The organism is Flavobacterium sp. 316, assembly GCF_000967805.1.
Taxonomy (GTDB): Bacteria; Bacteroidota; Bacteroidia; order Flavobacteriales; family Flavobacteriaceae; genus Flavobacterium; species Flavobacterium sediminilitoris.
On sequence record NZ_JYGZ01000007.1, the window covers coordinates 315806 to 335299 of the forward strand.

General features: G+C 33.2%; 14 protein-coding genes, 2 tRNA genes and 2 rRNA genes. 10 read left to right on the forward strand and 8 right to left on the reverse strand.

Features of this window, described 5'->3' with window-relative positions; all coding sequences use genetic code 11:
• Nucleotides 1-26: 26 nt before the first annotated feature.
• From gldG to SY27_RS16585, 4 genes are all read right to left on the reverse strand, one after another.
• Complete coding sequence (gene gldG, locus SY27_RS16570; RefSeq protein ID WP_045972414.1) at nt 27-1709, reverse strand: gliding motility-associated ABC transporter substrate-binding protein GldG; 1683 nt, start codon at nt 1707-1709, stop codon at nt 27-29.
• Nucleotides 1709-2434 (reverse strand): gliding motility-associated ABC transporter permease subunit GldF, encoded by a 726-nt coding sequence (gene gldF / locus SY27_RS16575; RefSeq protein WP_045972416.1) that lies wholly within the window; start codon nt 2432-2434, stop codon nt 1709-1711. Before gldF ends, gldG begins: the two co-directional genes overlap by 1 nt.
• A 114-nt stretch (nt 2435-2548) precedes the next feature.
• Nucleotides 2549-2845: a putative quinol monooxygenase gene (locus tag SY27_RS16580; RefSeq protein WP_045972418.1), complete on the reverse strand. Its 297-nt coding sequence runs from the start codon at nt 2843-2845 to the stop codon at nt 2549-2551.
• An 11-nt stretch (nt 2846-2856) separates the two neighbouring features.
• The gene (locus SY27_RS16585; RefSeq protein WP_045972420.1) at nt 2857-3687 is read right to left on the reverse strand and encodes an S-adenosyl-l-methionine hydroxide adenosyltransferase family protein; all 831 of its coding nucleotides are present in this window, start codon (nt 3685-3687) and stop codon (nt 2857-2859) included.
• Between the two features lie 105 nt (nt 3688-3792).
• Here SY27_RS16585 and SY27_RS16590 point away from each other — a divergent pair, with 105 nt between their 5' ends.
• From SY27_RS16590 to SY27_RS16610, 5 genes are all read left to right on the forward strand, one after another.
• Complete coding sequence (locus SY27_RS16590) at nt 3793-4743, forward strand: PhoH family protein (protein ID WP_045972422.1); 951 nt, start codon at nt 3793-3795, stop codon at nt 4741-4743.
• A gap of 198 nt (nt 4744-4941) precedes the next feature.
• Nucleotides 4942-6366: an alpha-amylase gene (locus SY27_RS16595; RefSeq protein WP_045972424.1), complete on the forward strand. Its 1425-nt coding sequence runs from the start codon at nt 4942-4944 to the stop codon at nt 6364-6366.
• Between the two features lie 129 nt (nt 6367-6495).
• On the forward strand, nt 6496-7314 hold the full coding sequence (locus SY27_RS16600) for an SDR family NAD(P)-dependent oxidoreductase (RefSeq protein WP_045972426.1): 819 nt from the start codon (nt 6496-6498) through the stop codon (nt 7312-7314).
• Between the two features lie 107 nt (nt 7315-7421).
• Nucleotides 7422-8372: a phosphoribosylaminoimidazolesuccinocarboxamide synthase gene (locus tag SY27_RS16605; RefSeq protein ID WP_045972428.1), complete on the forward strand. Its 951-nt coding sequence runs from the start codon at nt 7422-7424 to the stop codon at nt 8370-8372.
• A gap of 105 nt (nt 8373-8477) precedes the next feature.
• Entirely contained in the window at nt 8478-8867 is a 390-nt protein-coding gene (locus SY27_RS16610; protein WP_045972430.1) for an ankyrin repeat domain-containing protein, read from the forward strand.
• Between the two features lie 98 nt (nt 8868-8965).
• Here SY27_RS16610 and SY27_RS16615 read toward each other — a convergent pair whose 3' ends face one another.
• The 4 genes from SY27_RS16615 to SY27_RS16630 all read right to left on the reverse strand — a co-directional run bounded on the left by SY27_RS16615 (nt 8966) and on the right by SY27_RS16630 (nt 13373).
• Nucleotides 8966-9844, reverse strand: coding sequence for a hypothetical protein (locus tag SY27_RS16615; protein ID WP_045972432.1), 879 nt, complete (start codon nt 9842-9844; stop codon nt 8966-8968).
• Between the two features lie 41 nt (nt 9845-9885).
• Nucleotides 9886-10755, reverse strand: a complete 870-nt coding sequence (locus SY27_RS18365) for a hypothetical protein (RefSeq protein WP_152640782.1) — start codon at nt 10753-10755, stop codon at nt 9886-9888.
• A 413-nt stretch (nt 10756-11168) separates the two neighbouring features.
• Nucleotides 11169-11861 (reverse strand): hypothetical protein, encoded by a 693-nt coding sequence (locus SY27_RS16625; protein WP_045972434.1) that lies wholly within the window; start codon nt 11859-11861, stop codon nt 11169-11171.
• 423 nt (nt 11862-12284) lie between these two features.
• Nucleotides 12285-13373, reverse strand: a complete 1089-nt coding sequence (locus SY27_RS16630) for a M42 family metallopeptidase (RefSeq protein WP_045972436.1) — start codon at nt 13371-13373, stop codon at nt 12285-12287.
• A gap of 85 nt (nt 13374-13458) precedes the next feature.
• Here SY27_RS16630 and SY27_RS16635 point away from each other — a divergent pair, with 85 nt between their 5' ends.
• The 5 genes from SY27_RS16635 to SY27_RS16655 form a co-directional block, all read left to right on the forward strand.
• A complete protein-coding gene (locus SY27_RS16635; protein WP_045972438.1) occupies nt 13459-14139 on the forward strand; it encodes a DUF4294 domain-containing protein in 681 nt (226 codons plus the stop codon).
• Between the two features lie 869 nt (nt 14140-15008).
• A 16S ribosomal RNA gene (locus tag SY27_RS16640) occupies nt 15009-16526 on the forward strand.
• An 86-nt stretch (nt 16527-16612) separates the two neighbouring features.
• Nucleotides 16613-16686 (forward strand) — tRNA-Ile (locus SY27_RS16645).
• A gap of 90 nt (nt 16687-16776) precedes the next feature.
• Nucleotides 16777-16850: transfer RNA gene (locus tag SY27_RS16650), tRNA-Ala, on the forward strand.
• Between the two features lie 119 nt (nt 16851-16969).
• Nucleotides 16970-19494, forward strand: a 23S ribosomal RNA gene (locus tag SY27_RS16655); the annotation flags it as partial.

Below are 19494 nucleotides of genomic sequence, written 5' to 3' on the forward strand. Positions count from 1 at the left end.
CAAACACAAAAACATTTTATTAACATCTATTTGCTATAGGTTCTTTTTCTTAAATAAGTGAATAAAAAACCAAAAATTCCTAAAATAACTATTGGCAACCCGATAGTTATCATTTGTGCCCAAGTATAGTTTTGGTACACCTTTTCTTTATCTAATAATGGTAAATTAACATCTTTACTCCTAATGTTGATAAGTCCAGTATCATCTAATAGGTAATTTACACAATTCATTAAGAACTCTTTGTTACCATATAAATTATTTGTCCACTTATCAAAACCTAATTCTAATGGTGCGTTATTTTCAATTTGATTTTTTATAATATCGCCATCAGAAATTACAATCATTTTGTTTGCAACACCATCTGCTTTGTATGTATTGTCTTTAAATGGAAGTACTCTGTTTTTATACATAGATGGAAAAGATCCTTCTAATAGAACAGCAACAGGCATTAATCCTTTTCCTAAATATTCTTCTGGACTTGTTTCTTCTGAAACCATATCTAATGAAATTTGAGAAGGTGTTCCTATTGGTCTTGAATATTCGGAGCTACTTAATAGTACTGTTTTTTGGATATCATTTTTTAATAATTTAATAGGAGAGGCAAATTCAAACTTAATACCTTCCATGTTTTTTACTAATGGGTGATTTGTTGATGGATAGATAAAAGGGGAAAATTTCCAAAAATATTGTTCATATTGAGTTTGGCTTCCTTGCTTTCCTGTTGCTAATTTTATAGGTGTAGCTTGCTCGTCTTTAATTAGCAATGGATTAATCCTTAATCCATATTTAAAAAACATATCAGTAAGATTCAAATCATTTTGATGCGCTAAAATACTTCCTGTTTGGTTATATAAATCTTCATAATTAGCTACTACATTATCAACCATCCATAATGTTTTTCCTCCATTTACAATAAACTGATCTAGTACTTCTTTTTCTTCTTCTGTAAATTGTTCGGTTGGTTTTGCAATTATAGCTAAATCATATCTTTTTAAAGCTTCTAAAGATTCTTTAGGTTGTTTTGCTACAGAATCTAATGTAAAAGTACCAATGTAATAACTCTCACGTACTGATTTTATAAAATCGGCAATATATAAATCGTCTAGTTCTCCGTTTCCTTTTATAACGGCTATTTTTTTCTGCTTTTCTTTGCTTATTTTGTTGAATGCTTCTGCAAAAGCGAACTCTAAATGTTGTACGGAACTGATTACTTTTTGCTCAGTAGAAGCACCCATTAAATTTTTTAATAATGATACTTTAGCATTTTTTGTTCCATAACTGGCAACTGCCCAAGGAAATACGACTTCCTGGCTTTGTTTTCCTTTGTCTTCAACAGTTATGTTTAGAGGTTGTAACCCATTAGCATGAAAAGTTTGCATTACAGCAAATCGTTCTTCTTCTTTTTCAACAGGATTTTTAAATTCAAAAACTATATTTGGATTGTAAGCAGAAAATTCTTCTAATAGTTGTTTTGTTTCGTTTTGTAAACGTTTAAACTCTGGAGGAAAATTGCCTTCTAAAAATACTTCAATTTGCAATGGACTATCTATACTCTTAATAATATTTAATGATGTTTCAGAAAGAGTATATCGTTTATCTTGTGTTAAATCGAAGCGTTTGAAATAATAATTACTACCAAAATTAATAGCAATTAAAACAATTATTGTAATGAATAATGATTTTAGATTTTGTTTTTTAGCTGCTTTCATTATCCTTTTAATGTTTTAAGTTTATAAACAGTAATTGATAAAAATAGAATCGTTACACTTAAAAAATAAAGTACATCTCGTGTATCAATAACACCTCGACTCATACTTTTAAAATGATAATCCATTCCTAAAAAGGCAATGAACTTACTATTTTCTTTTAATAAATTTGAAATGCCTTCAAAACCAAAATAGAAGAAAAAACAGACAAATACTGCTAATATGAAAGCAACAATTTGATTTTCAGAAAGTGTAGAAGTATATATGCCTATTGCTGTATAAGCTGCAATTAAAAATAAAAGACCAAAATATGAACCCATTGTGCTTCCCATATCAATATTGCCTTCGGGATTTCCAAAATGAGAAATAATCCAAACATATACTAATGTTGGTATAATTGCTAAAACAATTAATACAAAAGCGCCTAAAAATTTTCCATTAACAATTTCCCACATTGATAATGGTTTTGTGAAAAGAAGTTCTATTGTACCTTGTTTTTTTTCATCTGAAAAAGTACGCATTGTTACGGCTGGAATAAGGAAAATTAAAATCCAAGGCGATAATTTAAAAAATGGACCTAAATCGGCAAAACCAGAATTTAAAATATTAAAATCGCCTTCAAAAACCCAAAGGAATAATCCATTAAGTAATAAGAAAATGGCAATAACAAGATACCCTATTGGTGATCCAAAGAAAGATTTTATTTCTCGTAGCAGTAATGCTTTCATTTATTTATGTTTAAAGTTTGACTCAAATGATTTTATCTCATTTTGATAATAACCTTGAATGCAAATTTATATTTTTTATTGTTTTATTTGTATAAAACTTTTTATTGTATCATTTTATGGTAAAGAAACTATTTTATCTACACTCCAAGCTTCTGGTTTATCGCTAAATAATGCTTTAGTGAAAGTCCAAACTTCATTAAATAGATCCGATTTTCTATAGTTTTCTAAATCTTTTTCAGTATTCCAATAACTATAAGTGAAAAAAATACGGTTGTCATTTTTATCTTGATATAGTTCAAGAAACTGATTCCCTTCAAAATGTCTAATATTTTCTTTTATTAAGTTGAATTTTTCTAAGAAAATATCAATTTTATCTTCTTGAAAACGCATTTTTACAATTCGTACAAACATTTATATATTTTTTATTCATTAAAAATAATACTTACTACATCTCTAAATTTTAACCCTAGAAGAGTAGAGGCAGAACCCACTGTTTTAGGATTGCTTTTATAAATAGCAATTTCCAAATAACCATCATCATTAAAAAGGCAAAGTGCATTTCCTTCAAACGATTTTAAAGAGTATTTATCGGTGTTTTTAAAATCAGAGTAAAAATCATGGATTCGCTCTAATTTTTTATTGTGAAATTTTATTGTAAAAGTTCTATTTCGGGCTGTTTCATTAAATATTTTTTTAGAAATATTCGTCACACAATTGCCAAATTCATCGATATGAATAATAGATCCTTTAATAGTAAGCATATCACTAGATATTTGAGCCGTTAATTCATTTATTGGTTTTAATTCATTTATTTCTTTCCCAATTACATTTAATAATCCTCCTCTTGCAATATGACAAGCAACAGCAACAAAAACATTCATATCTGTAGCATCATCTTGAAGACGATTGTGAATATTAATAGCAACTAGTTTTTGTGGAATCTTCTTTTGGATTAATGAGCTTAGAATACCATTATCGGCGCAAATAAAATAATGATCGTCCCATTGCATTGCAATATGTTGTGTAGTAGTAGTACGTTCACTATCAACACCTATTATATGGATAGTACCTTTTGGGAAATTTTTATATGCAGCAGCAATACAATAACTAGCTTCAAGTGTATTAAATAGATCTATATTATGAGAAATGTCAATAATAACAGGGTTTTCAAGTCCAGAAATTAGTTTCCCTTTTAAAGATCCAACAAAATGGTCTTTTAATCCAAAATCGGTAGTAAGGGTAATTATTGACATAAATTTGTTTATAACTTATTCTAAAAGCAAGCTTTGTTTTTCTTAAATTTGAATACAAAGCTACTATAATTTTAGTATAACAAAAACAATTTAAAAAGAAAGCCTTTGAACGAAAGAATAATTGAATTAGTAGAAATTACTCCAAAAGATTTTTGGGGTGCACAAGATGTTCATTTAGAAGCGGTTAAAAAGTATTATCCGAAATTGAAAATTGTTGCTAGAGGAACAACGCTTAAAGCTTATGGTGAAGAAGAGATTTTAGATGAATTTGAAACTAAGTTTAGAAGATTAATGCTTCATTTTACACGCTATAATACCATTGATGAGAATGTGATTCTTCGAATTTTAGAAAATGAAGCTCAGGAAACACAACACATGCATGATAGAGATAAAATATTAGTACATGGAGTAGGCGGAAAGCTGGTTAAAGCCATGACACCAAATCAACAAAAACTAGTAGACACTATAATGCGAAATGATATGGTATTTGCTATAGGACCAGCAGGAACAGGAAAAACCTACACTGGTGTTGCTATGGCAGTGAAGGCATTAAAAGAAAAACAAGTAAAACGTATTATTTTAACTAGACCAGCAGTAGAGGCAGGAGAGAATTTAGGGTTTTTACCTGGTGATATGAAAGAAAAGCTTGATCCTTATATGCAACCACTATATGATGCATTAAGAGATATGATTCCTTCAGAGAAATTGGAAGATTATATTTTAAAAGGAATTATTCAAATAGCACCTTTGGCTTTCATGAGAGGAAGAACACTAGACAATGCTTTTGTAATTCTTGATGAAGCACAAAATACTACTCATAGTCAAATGAAAATGTTTCTGACACGAATGGGAAAGAATGCTAAATTTATGATTACAGGCGATCCAGGTCAGGTAGATTTACCTAGAAGAACTATTTCGGGATTAAAGGAAGCAATTCTTATTTTAAAAGATGTAGATGGAGTAGGAATAATTTATCTTGATGATAAAGACATTGTAAGGCATAAATTAGTTAAAAAAATAATCGATGCTTATAAGAGTATTGAAAACCACGATTAATATAATTTGATAAGTTATTTAAGAGCCAATCACTTTGTGATTGGCTCTTTTGTTTATTATGTTTTGATAATCAAGGAATTGTTTTTTTTAAATACTTATTAACACGAAAACGTTTTCGTTAGTGTATTCGTAATTTTTATGTTATTTAATTGTTAAATATTAATTATTTTTAGATAAAATTAATTAACTATATAAAATATGAAAAATAATATAAACTTAAAAATACTGATTTCGTGTGTCTTTTTTTCATTACTATCATGTAGTGATGAAACAATTGACTATGAAGAAACAACAAAAGATTTTAAAACAATACAGGTTACAAATCATGATGGAAGACCATTTAGTACAACATCAACAAATGAAACAGCTAAATTTGTTTCTGGTGCAGGAGGCGGAGTAATGATGCAAGCTTTTTATTGGGATGTTCCTGCTGGCGGAACATGGTGGAATGTTGTTAAAGGAAAAGTTACAGATTGGGGAAATGCAGGAATTGAATCTATATGGTTGCCACCAGCATCAAAAGCGCAAAATGGTCCTTTTTCAATGGGATATGATCCTACAGATTATTATGATTTTGGAGATTATAATCAAAATGGAACAGTTGAAACAAGATTTGGATCAAAAACAGAACTTGTTAGCTTAATAACAGCAGCTCATAATGAAAACATAAAAGTATATGCTGATATTGTTATAAACCATAATAGTGGAGGGCAGTCTGAGTTTAATCCTTATACAAATTCAAATACTTATACACAGTTTAATGTAGCTTCAGGAAAATTTAATAGAAGTTACCATGATTTTTATAAGAACTCTTATGGAAACAATGATGAAGGAAGTTTTGGAGGTTTTCCAGATCTATGTCATGCTAATCCTTATGTACAAGATTGGTTATGGGGACGATCAGATGCAGTAGGGAAATATTATAAAAACACAATGAAGTTTGATGGATGGAGATTTGATTATGTAAAAGGATTTGGACCTTGGGTTGTGAATCAATGGAACGCAAATGTAGGAGGATTTTCAATAGGAGAATATTGGGATGCTAATGCAGCAACTTTAGAATGGTGGTGTGATAATGCAAATAGTTCTGCTTTTGATTTTGCATGTTATTATAGAATGGATGATGCTTTTGATGGAAATGATTTAACAAAATTGAGTACTGGTGATATGCTTTGGAAAAGAAGGCCTTTTAGAGCTGTTACTTTTGTTACGAATCATGATACAGACCAAATTTGGAAAAAAGATTTAGCATATGCTTATATTTTAACACATGAAGGATACCCAACAATTTTTTATAAAGATTATGAAGAATGGTTAGATAAAAATAAACTTAATAACTTAATTTGGATACATAATAATAAAGCAACGGGAAATACATCTATTCTTTATGCAGATAATGATGAGTACATAGCTAGACGAAATGGCTATAATGGAAATCCTGGATTGGTTGTGTATTTAAATAATTCAGGTTCATGGCAAGAAAGATGGATTCAAACAAATTGGTCAAATACTACAATAAAAGACTATACAGGAAATTCAACTTGGCAACCTGTAACTCAAGGAGATAAATGGGTTAAAATTCAATGTCCTCCAAATAGTTATTCTATTTGGTCAACATTATAAAGAAATATTTGAATTGGTTATGTTAAGGATACTACTTATTTTTTATTTAGTATCCTTTTTTGTTTTTTGAGTATAACTTTGTTATTTACTTTTAAAAAACCTTTATTTGTAAAATAAAAGTTAAAAAGATTGAATACTATATTAATAACAGGAGCTTCTGGAGGATTAGGTAGGTTAACATCAAAATATTTTGCAGATAAAGGATGGAATGTAATTGCTACTATGGTTAATTTAGATTTAGCAGGAGATTTAGTCAATTATAAGAAAATTAAATGCTACAAATTAGATGTTACTTCATCAGAATGTATAGAAGAAGCAAAACAAAACATTTTAAGAGACTATAAAGTAATAGATGTAATTATAAATAATGCGGGATTAGGTTATAGAAGTTTTGTAGAGCTTTCAGAAGATTCAAAAATTGATACAATTGTTAATGTTAACTGGCTAGGAGTTGTAAAAGTATGTAGGGCTTTTATACCCATATTTAGAAAACAAAACCATGGACAGTTTATAAATATAACATCTATTGCAGGATTAGTAAATTTGCCATTAGGTAATTTTTATCACTCTACTAAACAAGCTGTTGAAAGTTTTTCAGAATGTATGTCTTATGAATTATTAGATTTTAATGTAAGTGTTTGTACTGTACAGTTTGGAAATGCACCAACTAATTTCCAGAAAAATGTAACTAAGTGTAGACAATCAGATATTCCTTCTTATAATAATATGATGGAAACAATAGATCAAATTTTAAATAAGAAAAACAATAAGAATAAAGATTTAACAAACTCTATTATTAGTAAATTATATTCAATTTCTGAGAATCCATCAAAAAGATATAAAAAATATACTATTGGTTTTGATGCTAATTTAATGCGATACTTGAGGAAATTTTTAGGATATAGATTATTTAATTTTGTTATTAAACAAGCTGTTTTAAAAAGTTGAATCCTTTTAAAAGCTCAAGATTAAATAAAATAGATTGAATCTTTTATAAAGTATGAAAAGTTAGTTCCTTTTATTTATTTTTGCACAAACAACAACACAACAAATTGATGAATACAATTACTTCGACCAATTTTAATTTTCCAGGTCAAAAATCCGTTTATAACGGAAAAGTGAGAGAAGTTTATAATATTGAAGATGAACTTCTTGTGATGATAGCAACAGATAGACTTTCTGCTTTTGATGTAGTAATGCCAAAAGGGATTCCATATAAAGGTCAGATTTTGAATCAAATTGCTACAAAATTCATGGAATTAACACAGGATATTGTACCGAATTGGTTAATTGCTACTCCAGATCCAAATGTCGCAGTAGGACATTTATGTGAACCATTTAAAGTAGAAATGGTAATTAGAGGTTATTTGGCAGGCCATGCAGCAAGAGAATATGCTCTAGGAAAAAGAACCCTTTGTGGTGTTACGCTTCCTGAGGGATTAAAAGAAAACGATAAGTTTCCAACTCCAATAATTACACCTTCAACAAAAGCAGATAATGGAGAACATGATGAAGATATTTCTCGTGAAGCAATTTTAGCAAATAAGATTGTTTCTGAAGAAGATTATATAGTTTTAGAACAATATACAAGAGCTTTATATCAAAGAGGAACTGAAATTGCAGCTTCACGAGGCTTAATTCTAGTAGATACAAAGTATGAATTTGGAAAAACGAAAGAAGGAAAGATTGTTTTAATCGATGAAATTCATACACCAGATTCTTCACGATATTTTTATGCAGATGGATATCAAGATCGTCAAGATAGAGGTGAAGCTCAAAAGCAATTGTCAAAAGAATTTGTTCGTCAATGGTTAATTACTAATGGTTTTCAAGGAAAAGAAGGTCAACAAATACCTGAGATGACAAATGAATATATTGCATCAGTGTCTGAACGCTATATAGAATTATTTGAAAATATTTTAGGAGAATCATTTGTGAAGGCAGATATTTCTAACATAAATGCAAGAATTGAAGAAAATGTATTAGCTTTTTTAAAAACGAGATAAAATAACCTTATTTTAAAGATACATTAACCACGCTTTGCGTGGTTTTTTTGTTCTTTGTAGTGAAATAATAAAACACAATTAAGTATTTATTTTAAAAAAGACATTATGAAAAAAGTAATCGGGTTATTAAGTTTTGCTTTTATTTTATCTGTAAATGTATCCAAAGCATCTAATATTGAGATGGATTTTGGGAAGAATGTTATTGAAGTGTATGATGATGTAACTCCACTTTGTAAAGCTATAAGTGATGGAGATGTAAGTTTAGTTGAAAAAATAATAGAATACGGTATTGATTTAAATGGAACAACACATAGAGGAATGACTCCATTAATGTTTGCTGCAAGATATGATAATGTGGAAATTATTAAATTACTTGTTGAAAAAGGAGCAGATTTAAAAATAAAAGATAAAAATGGATTTGCAGCATTAGATCATGCTATAAGTAGTGGTGCTAAAAAAGCAGAACTTTTAATTCAAGAATTTTTAAAAAAATAAGAATTTAAAGTTATATTAAAGAAGGTTAGTTATAAAAAATAAATCCGAGTAGTACTCGGATTTATTTTTTATAATTCTATTCTATTATTCGTTAGAGTCTATTTTTCTCCTAAATAAATAAAAACATTAGTTACAAGGCTTAAACGAGTTGAGTTTACAGTTGTATTTCCACCGCCACTATTCACAGTTGCAGTATGATTGTGATTACCACCTGCATTTATGTCTAATGTGTGATTATGATTACCATCAGTTCCTGTTGTATATGAGCTACTTGTATCATCTGCAATTGTGCCAGAATCACCTCTATTGTCGTAATTTGCATTAACAGTACTATTGCCACGATCTGTGTAAGAATGGGAATGATTTCCATTAGAGCTTGTAGTTCCAGTATGGTTATGGTTACCTGTTGATGATGTAGTTCCTGTAAAATCGATATTTGGTAAATTAGCTTGACTTATTGAAATTGTATTTGATCCAACAGAACTAGTTATGGTTTCTGAAGGAGTCTTTCCTTTTAAAACTTTATCCAAAGTATTTGGTAAATTAGTGGTCATACCTAAACTCTGAGCTACCATTTTTGCATTATCAGGTAGTGATGTTATAGATCTTCCGTCTAATAAATACCAGCCTTCAAAATCAGTTGTTTTAAGACTATAAGTTACATCTCCATAATCATTCTTACAAGTCATGCAAATCCAGCTATCATTGTTGTTTGACCAATAATAAAATCCTTCTGGCTTTAAACCAGATAATCCATCATTATATATTAAGGTACTTTCAGCTAAAGAAGTTCCATCTGGATTCACAATTGTTGTCTTATCTCCTATTGATGTAAGTGAAGCTCTAGGAATAAAAAGAGTTCCGTATGTATCATTTTTAACATCTAATGCTGCTTCAGGATTATTAGTTCCTACACCTATTTGTGCGTAGAAAAAATTAGACATTAATACAATTCCTAAATAAATATATTTTTTCATAGTCTCATTTTTTAAATTATGTATAGTATTTATGGCATAATTTACTCTCCTAAGTAAATGAAAACATTAGTTACTAAACTAAGTGGAGTTGTATCAATTGCAGTATTAGTACCACCGCTATTTACAGTTACAGTATGATTATGAGATCCAGCTGAGTTAATATTTAAACTATGGCTATGGTTTCCGCTAGATCCTGTAGAATAAGATCCTGATGTATTATCAGCAACAGGGTTTATAGGTCCATATGAAGATGAATAAGCATTGGTGTTGTAAGTTGTGTTACCTCTGTCTGTATAACTATGTGAGTGGCTTCCATCAGTACTAGTAGTACCAGAGTGTGTGTGACTTCCACCTGTTGATGTAGTTCCTGTAAAATTTACATTTGGTAAATTAGATTGGCTTAATGTTACAGAATTTGCCCCAACAGTACTTGCTAAAGTTTCAGAAGTATTTTTTCCCTTAAGAACTTTATTAGTTGCGTCTGGTAAATTTGCTCCTAAACCTAATGCTGTTGCTATTGCTTGTGCATTCGTTGAAAGTGAAGATGTTGATCTTCCATCTAATAAATACCAACCGTTATGATCTGATGTTTTAAAACTATGTTTTAAGTTTCCATACTCTTTGCAGTTAATACAATTCCATTTATCATTTGACCAAAAATAAAATCCAGATGGTTTTAGACCAGACAACCCATCATTGTAAACAAGCGTGCTTTCTGCAATATTTCCTCCATTAGGATTGATAATAGTACTATTATCTGTATTTGAAGTTAAAGATGTTCGTACAATTAAAGTTCCATATATATTACTTGTTACATCCAATGCAGCTTTTGGAGTTGTGGTTCCTATACCTACTTGTGCAACAGAAATAGAGCACAAGGAAATAAATAGATAACAGTAAAATTTTTTCATAATTAAAACTTTTTTGGTTAATAAACAGTTTTATTTTTTAGACTTACTAATTAGGTAATATAATGAGTGGCACGTATAACAAAGATTTGGAAGATATAATTTATTGATACTTATAACGTTAGTGCAAAAATACATTTTTTTTAACAAAGATTACATTAAAACTGTATTTTTTGTTAAAATTTATATTTTTAACATTGTTTAATAAATTATTCAGTATCTTGACCCTATTACTTTGTCTAAACTTTATTAAACAAATGTATTGTTAAATAATATCTTATATTGTGCTTAATACATATATTCCGTGTAGAATTTTATCTACAAAAAATGTATTAAAATCTAAAAGCCGAAGCTATTTTATTTATAGATTTTAATGTTGTTGTTTATAAACTAAAAAAGTTTTAATTATGAAAAAATTATAATACTTTTTCTATTGAAAAATTGGTTGATAGTGATGTTCCAGTAGATCCGTAGTTTTGATATTTTAATCTAGCATCACGAGTTGTGTTATTTTCGTAATCTGAAAATATTCTAAAACCATAAGAGTGATTAGAATGTAATTGAACATAATTTGTTATTCCATAACTTTCGTTTCTACCAAGACCTATTGAATTATTACTTTTATGTTTAAAAGTTCTTCTTAAAACCCATTGATTTGTAGTGAAATCCCAAAGTCCAATAAGAATGTCTAAATCATTTGTAGTACTAGAATAGTCTCCAATATCGAAATCCATTGAAATTTTATAATAACCATCTATAACAGGAGAATATCTACCTGATGAAGTATTATATTCATTTGAGACATCAATTAACTCATTTGATAAAATGATATCTCTAAAACTAGAATCTGTATTTAAAGAAATATCAGATGATAAAAAGCCTACAAAGCGTATTCCAGGAGCATTGTTATTTGTTGATGTGGTTACTAAAGTTCCATCTGGAAGTGCAGAAACCTGTGTTGTTCTTCCAGAAGAGTTAGAAAGTCCTCTTATTCTAATGTTTCCATTAACATCTAATTCTTCTGTTGGGGAAGTTGTCCCGATACCTACTTGTGCTATTGTTAATAAAGGTAGTAATACTAAAATGATAAGTACATTTTTTGAATTCATTTCTAAAAATTATAAAAAATTAATAATTCTAAAATCAAAAAAATAGTGGTTAACTAGACAGTTTGATTTTTTGCTTGTTGGGCAAATTTTAAATTATTAAATTGATATATTGTAAAGAAATCGATTAAGTACAGATATAATCGTTATATTATCTTAAAATATTGATTTTGAGTATAGAAAAACTGTAAAATTTCATAAAAATAAATGCTTTTTTAAAAATAATAGCATTGAAAATTAGGCAGTATGTAAATAATTGGTTAAATTAAAGCCAGCTTTTTGTAAAATGTCTACTCCATTTTTATGTAAAGAAACGGAGTAGAATTATTATTAAGTGATAGATGTTTTAGGTCTGTGAAAGTAAAAATAGTATAATAATTACTTTAGATGATTTTATCTTTAAATTATATATAGTGAATAAGTTTTTTACTTAAAATATGAGAATGTTTCATTATTCTCAATTTTTAAAAGACTCTCGTAAATTAATTTAATAACATTTTCAACATCGTCTCTATGAACCATTTCTACGGTAGTATGCATATAACGAAGTGGTAAAGAAATTAAAGCGGAAGCAACACCACCATTACTATAAGCAAAAGCATCAGTATCAGTCCCTGTTACACGAGAAGAAGCATGTCTCTGAAATGGGATTTTATTAGCTTCAGCTGTTTCAACAATCATCTCTCGAAGATTATTTTGTGTTGCAGGAGCATAGGCAATAACTGGTCCTCGTCCCATTTTTAAATCTCCTTCGATCTTCTTATCAATCATTGGAGTAGTAGTGTCATGGCAAACATCAGTTACAATGGCTATATTTGGTTTTATAGTTTGTGTAATCATTTCTGCTCCGCGAAGACCTATTTCTTCTTGTACAGAATTAACAATATACAGACCAAAAGGTAGTTTTTTCTTATTTTCTTTTAATAAACGAGCAACTTCAGCAATCATAAAACCACCCATTCTATTATCAATTGCCCTACAAATAAATTTATTTTCATTTAATATTTCAAATGTATCAGGATAAGTAATAACACAACCTACATGGATTCCTAATTTTTCAACCTCTTCCTTTGTATCGCATCCGCAATCAATAAATATATTATCAATACGAGCAGGTTCTTCTTTCGATTTGTTGCGAGTATGAATTGCTGGCCAACCAAAGACTCCTTTTACAATCCCTTTTTTTGTATGAATATGAACTCTTTTAGATGGGGCAATCATATGATCACTACCACCATTTCTAATAACATAAATAAAACCATCATCTGAAATATAATTTACGTACCAAGCAATTTCATCTGCATGCCCTTCTATGACTACTTTGTATGGTGCTTCTGGATTAATTATTCCTACAGCAGTTCCGTATGTATCGGTAATAAAGGTATCAACATATGGTTTTAAATAATCCATCCATATTTTTTGACCTTCAGCTTCATATCCAGTAGGAGATGAATTATTTAAGTAATTTTCTAAAAAAGTTAAAGAACTTTCTTTTAATATTGATTTTGTACTCATTATAATATAATTATTTTTTGCTAAATTATAAAAATGCTTTAAGACTTATCTATTATTTATTTATTTTTGAGTAGATTTTTACACTATGAAAAAAAATATCATCTACATATTATTCTTTTGCAGTCTTTTTGTAAATGCACAAGTACAAGATACATTAAAAATGACAGAACAAGATTCTTCACTTCTTTATTCAATAGAATTAAAAGAAGTAGTAGTATCAAAAGATGATGTTTCTGGTGTTGATCTAGAGAAACAGAAATTACTTATATTAAAGAGAAGAGTATATAAAACATATCCATACGCAACAATGACATCTCAAAAATTAAAACAATTGAATGAGACTATGGATAAACTGAAAACAAATAAAGAAAAGAAAAAGTACTTTAAAATAGTAGAGAAATACCTTCAAGAAGAATTTGAGCCAAGATTAAAAAAACTATCAAGAAAAGATGGTCAGATTTTAGTAAAATTAATTTATAGACAAACAGGACAAACAACATTTGATTTAATAAAGGATTATAAAAGCGGATGGAAAGCATTTTGGTCAAATAATACAGCGAAACTTTTTGATATTAATATTAAGGAGGATTATAAACCATTTGATGAATTAGAGGATTTTTATATAGAAAGTATTTTGATTACAGCGTTTCGTAATGGTAGTTTGCAAAATCAGTCACCAGCAAATGAAGTTGACATAAAGCAATTAGCGAAAGTATGGAGGGAAAAGGTTGAAAAAATGAAAGCAGAACGTTTGGATAATAAATAATACAATATATATAGGTATAGATATTTTAAATAATTGAATAGCTTTTATTTTCTTTATATATATAGGAGATTAAGTTTGAGAATAATTTGTTTGTGTGTGTATGGTATTTGTGTGTGTTAGTATATTTTTAGAGGTTTGGTTGTTGTGTTTAGGGTTGATTATTTTATAAAGTTATGTAAAGGTTAAAAAAAGATTATTTGTAAGTAATTGATTTTTAGGGATGATTAAAAAAGATTTAAAAATAGTTTAAAAAAGTCTTGTGGGAATGAAAAAAGTGTCTACTTTTGCACCCGCAATCAAGGCAAGTTCATATAAAGATTTTGAGAATATAACGGTAGTTATTTAGCTGATAAAAAAAAGAAAAATTTTTTTCAAAAAAAGTTTGTCAGTTTCAAAAAAAAGAGTTACTTTTGCACCCGCAAACAATTTCACTGAAATGCTTTAGAGATAAGGGATGAGGTGATAAAGTTTAAGCGAAGTTCATGAGTGATTTTTTTGAAAGATAATGAAGGTTGTAAGTTGACAAAAAAAAGAAAATTTTTTTCAAAAAAAGTTTGTCAGTTTCAAAATAAAGAATTACCTTTGCAGCCCGCTAAACAAGCGAAGTTCTGATATATGTTGAGTAAGATTTTTTGGGGATTAATTTTAAGAAAAACTTTTAAAAAATATTTCAAAAAAAGCTTGCGAGATTAAAAAGAAGGTTGTAGTTTTGCAGCCGCTAAACGAGAGAATAGCGGAATAAAAAAGAATGACACGTTCATAGACATATTGGATTGACAGCATAACTTAAAGTGATTTAAGTTATAAAGTAAAAGAGAGTAAATTGAATTAGACTATACGTCAGCGATTATCGTACAAAATTAAAATATACGATGAAGAGTTTGATCCTGGCTCAGGATGAACGCTAGCGGCAGGCCTAACACATGCAAGTCGAGGGGTAGAGTTAGCTTGCTAACTTGAGACCGGCGCACGGGTGCGTAACGCGTATGCAATCTACCTTGTACAGAGGGATAGCCCAGAGAAATTTGGATTAATACCTCATAGTATTATCGGGAGGCATCTTCTGATTATTAAAGTTCCAACGGTACAAGATGAGCATGCGTCCCATTAGCTAGTTGGTATGGTAACGGCATACCAAGGCAATGATGGGTAGGGGTCCTGAGAGGGAGATCCCCCACACTGGTACTGAGACACGGACCAGACTCCTACGGGAGGCAGCAGTGAGGAATATTGGACAATGGGCGCAAGCCTGATCCAGCCATGCCGCGTGCAGGAAGACGGCCCTATGGGTTGTAAACTGCTTTTATACAGGAAGAAACACTGCTACGTGTAGCAGCTTGACGGTACTGTAGGAATAAGGATCGGCTAACTCCGTGCCAGCAGCCGCGGTAATACGGAGGATCCAAGCGTTATCCGGAATCATTGGGTTTAAAGGGTCCGTAGGCGGCCTTATAAGTCAGTGGTGAAATCTCCTAGCTCAACTAGGAAACTGCCATTGATACTGTAGGGCTTGAATGTTTAGGAAGTAACTAGAATATGTAGTGTAGCGGTGAAATGCTTAGATATTACATGGAATACCAATTGCGAAGGCAGGTTACTACTAAATGATTGACGCTGATGGACGAAAGCGTGGGTAGCGAACAGGATTAGATACCCTGGTAGTCCACGCCGTAAACGATGGATACTAGCTGTTCGGACTTCGGTTTGAGTGGCTAAGCGAAAGTGATAAGTATCCCACCTGGGGAGTACGCACGCAAGTGTGAAACTCAAAGGAATTGACGGGGGCCCGCACAAGCGGTGGAGCATGTGGTTTAATTCGATGATACGCGAGGAACCTTACCAGGGCTTAAATGGGAGACGACAGATTTGGAAACAGATTTTTCTTCGGACGTCTTTCAAGGTGCTGCATGGTTGTCGTCAGCTCGTGCCGTGAGGTGTCAGGTTAAGTCCTATAACGAGCGCAACCCCTGTCGTTAGTTGCCAGCGAGTAATGTCGGGAACTCTAACGAGACTGCCGGTGCAAACCGCGAGGAAGGTGGGGATGACGTCAAATCATCACGGCCCTTACGTCCTGGGCCACACACGTGCTACAATGGCCGGTACAGAGAGCAGCTACATGGTGACATGATGCGAATCTTCAAAACCGGTCTCAGTTCGGATCGGAGTCTGCAACTCGACTCCGTGAAGCTGGAATCGCTAGTAATCGGATATCAGCCATGATCCGGTGAATACGTTCCCGGGCCTTGTACACACCGCCCGTCAAGCCATGGAAGCTGGGGGTACCTGAAGTCGGTGACCGTAAGGAGCTGCCTAGGGTAAAACTGGTAACTGGGGCTAAGTCGTAACAAGGTAGCCGTACCGGAAGGTGCGGCTGGAACACCTCCTTTCTAGAGAAAAGATAAAGTTGTATGTATAAGAGATTGATTTTACTCTCGCTGTTAGTTCAAAAAACAATAAAAACTAAAGAAAACAGAGTCTCGTAGCTCAGCTGGTTAGAGTACTACACTGATAATGTAGGGGTCGGCAGTTCGAGTCTGCCCGGGACTACAATTTTCGAGTTTTTATAGGAAATTTTAGAGGTTGAGTAAGCCGTTTGAAGTCTGTTAACTGCAAACTGTTAACTATTGACTACTAAATGGGGGATTAGCTCAGCTGGCTAGAGCGCCTGCCTTGCACGCAGGAGGTCATCGGTTCGACTCCGATATTCTCCACGAATACTTTGTAAGAAAGTATAAAAGTTCATTGACATATTGAGAAAAGAAAATATAAAAATATAATAGAAAGCACAAATTTCGGGTGTTATATTCGTATAACATTTGAAAAACAAGTACAATAAGCAAAATAAGGGCGTATGGGGAATGCCTAGGCTCTCAGAGGCGATGAAGGACGTGATAAGCTGCGAAAAGCTACGGGGATTGGCACACACGAATTGATCCGTAGATATCCGAATGGGGCAACCCACTATGTTGAAGACATAGTACTCCGATAGGAGAGTAAACCCGCTGAACTGAAACATCTAAGTAGGCGGAGGAGAAGAAAACAAAAGTGATTCCGTAAGTAGTGGCGAGCGAACGCGGATTAGCCCAAACCAAAGTTGTTACGGCAATTTTGGGGTTGTAGGACTGCGACATTCTATGCGGATTGAATTAGAATAACCTGGAAAGGTTAACCAAAGAAGGTGATAGTCCTGTATAGGTAAGAGAAGATATAGATAGCAGTATCCTGAGTAGCGCGGGGCACGTGAAACCCTGTGTGAATCTGCCGGGACCATCCGGTAAGGCTAAATACTCCTGAGAGACCGATAGTGAACCAGTACCGTGAGGGAAAGGTGAAAAGAACCGTGAATAACGGAGTGAAATAGATCCTGAAACCATACGCTTACAAGCGGTCGGAGCCCTTTCGTGGGGTGACGGCGTGCCTTTTGCATAATGAGCCTACGAGTTACCGTTGCTGGCAAGGATAAGTACTTCAGGTATGGATCCGTAGCGAAAGCGAGTCTGAATAGGGCGCCATAGTCAGTAATGGTAGACGCGAAACCGTGTGATCTACCCATGGGCAGGATGAAGCTGTGGTAACACACAGTGGAGGTCCGAACCCGTTGACGTTGAAAAGTCTTGGGATGACCTGTGGGTAGGGGTGAAAGGCCAATCAAACTCGGAAATAGCTCGTACTCCCCGAAATGCATTTAGGTGCAGCGCTGAATTAGTTATATAGAGGTAGAGCTACTGATTGGATGCGGGGGTTTCACCACCTACCAATTCCTGACAAACTCCGAATGCTATATAATGATGCTCAGCAGTGAGGGCATGGGTGCTAAGGTCCATGTCCGAGAGGGAAAGAACCCAGACCATCAGCTAAGGTCCCCAAATGTATACTAAGTTGAAAAAACGCGGTTTGTCTGCTTAGACAGCTAGGATGTTGGCTTGGAAGCAGCCATTCATTTAAAGAGTGCGTAACAGCTCACTAGTCGAGCGGACGAGCATGGATAATAATCGGGCATAAGTATACTACCGAAGCTATGGACAGATTAATCTGTGGTAGGGGAGCATTCTAAACTGGGTTGAAGGTGATATGTGAGTATTGCTGGACTGTTTAGAAAAGAAAATGTAGGCATAAGTAACGATAATGCGGGCGAGAAACCCGCACACCGAAAAACTAAGGTTTCCTCAGCTATGCTAATCAGCTGAGGGTTAGTCGGGTCCTAAGGCGAACCCGAAAGGGACAGTCGATGGCCAACGGGTTAATATTCCCGTACTACTTATAATTGTGATGGAATGACGGAGTGATGAAAGCACCGCGAACTGACGGAATAGTTCGTTGAAGTACCTAACTATATTCTCTATAGGCAAATCCGTAGAGAATGGTGAAATACGATAGTACTCGGAGTCTTCGGACAAAGGGATAGTGTGCCTAAGGGCTTCCAAGAAAAGTTTCTAAACTTAGATTATAAGTACCCGTACCGTAAACCGACACAGGTAGTTGAGGAGAGAATCCTAAGGTGCTCGAGAGATTCATGGCTAAGGAATTAGGCAAAATAGACCTGTAACTTCGGGAGAAAGGTCGCCAGCAGCAATGCTGGCCGCAGTGAAAAGGTCCAGGCGACTGTTTATCAAAAACACAGGGCTCTGCAAAATCGTAAGATGAAGTATAGGGCCTGACACCTGCCCGGTGCTGGAAGGTTAAGAGGAGATGTTATCTTCGGAGAAGCATTGAATTGAAGCCCCAGTAAACGGCGGCCGTAACTATAACGGTCCTAAGGTAGCGAAATTCCTTGTCGGGTAAGTTCCGACCTGCACGAATGGTGTAACGATCTGGACACTGTCTCAGCCATGAGCTCGGTGAAATTGTAGTATCGGTGAAGATGCCGATTACCCGCAGTGGGACGAAAAGACCCTGTGCACCTTTACTATAGCTTAATATTGACCTTGGACACGTGATGTGTAGGATAGGTGGGAGACTTTGAAGTGGCGTCGYTAGGCGTTGTGGAGTCATTGTTGAAATACCACCCTTTGCTTGTCTGAGGCCTAACCCCGCTTAAGTGGGGGACATTGTTTGGTGGGTAGTTTGACTGGGGTGGTCGCCTCCAAAAGAGTAACGGAGGCTTCTAAAGGTTCCCTCAGCACGCTTGGTAACCGTGCGTAGAGTGCAATGGTATAAGGGAGCTTGACTGAGAGACATACAGGTCGATCAGGTACGAAAGTAGAGCATAGTGATCCGGTGGTTCCGCATGGAAGGGCCATCGCTCAAAGGATAAAAGGTACGCCGGGGATAACAGGCTGATCTCCCCCAAGAGCTCATATCGACGGGGGGGTTTGGCACCTCGATGTCGGCTCGTCACATCCTGGGGCTGGAGAA

Bases quoted from the DNA above. Each gene is read 5' to 3' on its own strand.
- gldG (WP_045972414.1), bottom strand. From the start codon at position 1,709: ATGAAAGCAGCTAAAAAACAAAATCTAAAATCATTATTCATTACAATA.
- gldF (WP_045972416.1), bottom strand. From the start codon at position 2,434: ATGAAAGCATTACTGCTACGAGAAATAAAATCTTTCTTTGGATCACCA.
- SY27_RS16580 (WP_045972418.1), bottom strand. From the start codon at position 2,845: ATGTTTGTACGAATTGTAAAAATGCGTTTTCAAGAAGATAAAATTGAT.
- SY27_RS16585 (WP_045972420.1), bottom strand. From the start codon at position 3,687: ATGTCAATAATTACCCTTACTACCGATTTTGGATTAAAAGACCATTTT.
- SY27_RS16595 (WP_045972424.1), top strand. From the start codon at position 4,942: ATGAAAAATAATATAAACTTAAAAATACTGATTTCGTGTGTCTTTTTT.
- SY27_RS16605 (WP_045972428.1), top strand. From the start codon at position 7,422: ATGAATACAATTACTTCGACCAATTTTAATTTTCCAGGTCAAAAATCC.
- SY27_RS16610 (WP_045972430.1), top strand. From the start codon at position 8,478: ATGAAAAAAGTAATCGGGTTATTAAGTTTTGCTTTTATTTTATCTGTA.
- SY27_RS16615 (WP_045972432.1), bottom strand. From the start codon at position 9,844: ATGAAAAAATATATTTATTTAGGAATTGTATTAATGTCTAATTTTTTC.
- SY27_RS18365 (WP_152640782.1), bottom strand. From the start codon at position 10,755: ATGAAAAAATTTTACTGTTATCTATTTATTTCCTTGTGCTCTATTTCT.
- SY27_RS16625 (WP_045972434.1), bottom strand. From the start codon at position 11,861: ATGAATTCAAAAAATGTACTTATCATTTTAGTATTACTACCTTTATTA.
- SY27_RS16630 (WP_045972436.1), bottom strand. From the start codon at position 13,373: ATGAGTACAAAATCAATATTAAAAGAAAGTTCTTTAACTTTTTTAGAA.
- SY27_RS16635 (WP_045972438.1), top strand. From the start codon at position 13,459: ATGAAAAAAAATATCATCTACATATTATTCTTTTGCAGTCTTTTTGTA.